The 2,509-nt window shown below is 63.5% G+C and carries 1 protein-coding gene and 1 pseudogene; one reads left to right on the plus strand and one right to left on the minus strand.

The features are described from left to right. Positions 1-405, minus strand: a pseudogene (locus EN879_RS31810) (helix-turn-helix transcriptional regulator); the annotation flags it as partial. Between the two features lie 112 nt (positions 406-517). Here EN879_RS31810 and EN879_RS31815 point away from each other — a divergent pair. Further along, a partial coding sequence (locus tag EN879_RS31815; protein WP_164774708.1) for a hydantoinase/oxoprolinase family protein occupies positions 518-2,509 on the plus strand: 1,992 nt, incomplete at its 3' end.

Raw genomic sequence — 2,509 nt, forward strand, 5'->3', positions numbered from 1 at the left:
GTCGAGGAAGATGCCGAGGCACCAGTCGCCGCCATCGGCAAGCATGATGCCGACCTCGTCGCAGATCTCCGACTGCGCCAGGAAGCCGGCAATGTACTGGCCGCGCTTGGCCTCGTCGTCGGCGAGCCGTTTCAGCGGCATGATGCCCAACCTGCGCTCGCGCCGCCACGAGGCATAGAACGGGTCGAACACGTAGTAATTGTGGAGATAGCGCCGGACCATCTCATCCGAGAAGCGCCGGTGCTTGATGAATTCGGGTGTCTGCGTCGCCGAATAGCGCGTCACCGTGACGAGGTCGTGGTCGATGTCGGCGCCGATCAGGTCGATCAGGCAGTCGACATGCCTGTCCGTGCCGATGGCGGCGATCGCTTTGGCGAGCGGCGCCCAGATATTGCCCATGCCCATGCCCTTTTCTCGGCGATGTCAGCCCAACCGTCATTGTGTCTTTAGGCATATGGCGCGAGGCCATCCAATGAATCTAGCCTGGCGTCAACCTAGACCAGATCCCGAGGCGACCGTGACCCAACCCAATCTCACCGCCCCCATTGTCGGCAACCCAATCGTCATCGGCATCGACGCCGGCGGCACCATGACCGACACGATCCTTGTCGATCAGGACGGCCACTTCAAGATCGGCAAGTCGGCGACCACGCCGAAGAACGAAGCCGAGGGTTTTCTGGCCTCGGCCGAGGACGCGGCGGATGCCTGGGGCATCTCGCTGGAATCATTGTTTTCAGGCGTCAACGTCGTGCTCTATTCCGGCACCGGCATGCTGAACACGCTGTTGTCGCGCACCGGCCGCCGGCTCGGCCTGATCACCACCAAGGGCCTCGAGGACATGATCCTGATGGGCCGCGGGCTGCAGGCCTGGGCCGATTATTCCTACGCCGACCGGCTGCATGCGGTCACCCACCATCATCCCGATCCGCTGGTGCCGCGCCGCCGCACCCATGGCGTCACCGAGCGGATCGACCAGTTCGGCGACGTCGTGCTGCCGCTCTATGAGCACGAGGTTTCTGCAGCCGCAAAAAAACTGATCGCCGACGAGGTCGAAGCGATCTGCATCATGACCATCTTCTCGCACGTCAATCCGGTGCACGAGAAGCGCATCGCGGAAATCTGCCGCGAAGAGGTCGACAAGGCCGGCGCCGACATCATCGTCTACACCAGCCACGAGGTCCGCCCGGTCATCCGCGAGCAGTCGCGGCTGAACTCGGTCCTGATCGAGGCCTACGCCACCTCGCGCGGCCGCAAGCAGCTTAGGGGTATCGAGGACGTCTCGAAGAAATACGGCTTCAAATATGGCGTGCAGACGCTGCTCTCCTTCGGCGGCCTGACCTCGATCAACCATCCGCGCCTGCATGAAACCATGATCTCCGGCCCGATCGGCGGCATCCTCGGTGCTGCCTATGTCGGCAAGCTGATCGGCAATGATTCGCTGATCTGCTCGGACATGGGCGGCACCTCCTTCGACATGGGCGTTATCACGCGCGGCCAGACGCGGATCGAGAACGAGCCGCTGATGGATCGCTTCAAGCTCAACGTGCCGACGCTGCACCTCGATACGATCGGTGCCGGCGCCGGCATGATCCTCAAGGTCGATCCGCTGACCAAGAAAGTCTCGCTTGGACCGGAAAGCGCCGGCTCCGATCCAGGTCCGATTTGCTTCGCCAGGGGCGGCACCGAACCGACCATTGCCGATTGCGATGCGATTCTCGGCCGGCTCAACCCGCACTATTTCCTCGGCGGCAAGGTCGTGCTGCAGGTCGAAAAGGCCCGCCGCGCCTTCCAGGAGAAATGCTCCGACATCCTGGGCGTCGGGCTGGAGGAAGCCGCCGAAGGCATGATCGACATGCTGGAGGCCGACGCCAACAACGCGCTGCGCCGCGTCATTTCGGGCCAGGGCATCCATCCCTCCGAGTTCACGCTGCTGTCCTATGGCGGCTCTGGCCCGCTGCACCTGGCCGGCTGTTCCAGGGGCATCGGCTTCAAGGACATCATCACCTTCCAGTTTGCGGCCGCCTTCTCCGCCTTCGGCTGCACCACGGCTGATTTCATGCGCCGGCATTCGGTGTCGACGCAGCACGACATCCCGTCACGCGCCGATGAGGCGACGCTGGCCGCCTTCGGCGTCAAGGTCACCACGGTCTGGAACGACCTGACCAAGGCCGCGGTCGACGAGATGATCGCCGACGGCCATGCGCGTGAGAAGATCAGGACCGTGCCGTTCCTGATGATGCGCTACACCGGCCAGCTCGAGGATGTCGAAGTGATGGCGCCGCTGGCTGAGGTCAACTCGGCCGACGACATGCGCAGGGTTATCGACGAGTTCGAGGCGGTCTACGCCAAGGTCAATCATCGCGTGTCGCGCTATGGCGAGGCCGGCTTCACCATCACCGAACTCGGGCTGATCGCCACCGCCGACAAGGTCAAACCGGTGCTGCTCAAGCGTCCGCTCGGCAAGTCGGATCCGGCTTCCGCGCACAAGGGCGTGCGCGAGGCCTATATC

The sequence above is a fragment of the Mesorhizobium sp. M7A.F.Ca.AU.002.02.1.1 genome (genome assembly GCF_003998535.1).
Taxonomy (GTDB): domain Bacteria; phylum Pseudomonadota; class Alphaproteobacteria; order Rhizobiales; family Rhizobiaceae; genus Mesorhizobium; species Mesorhizobium ciceri.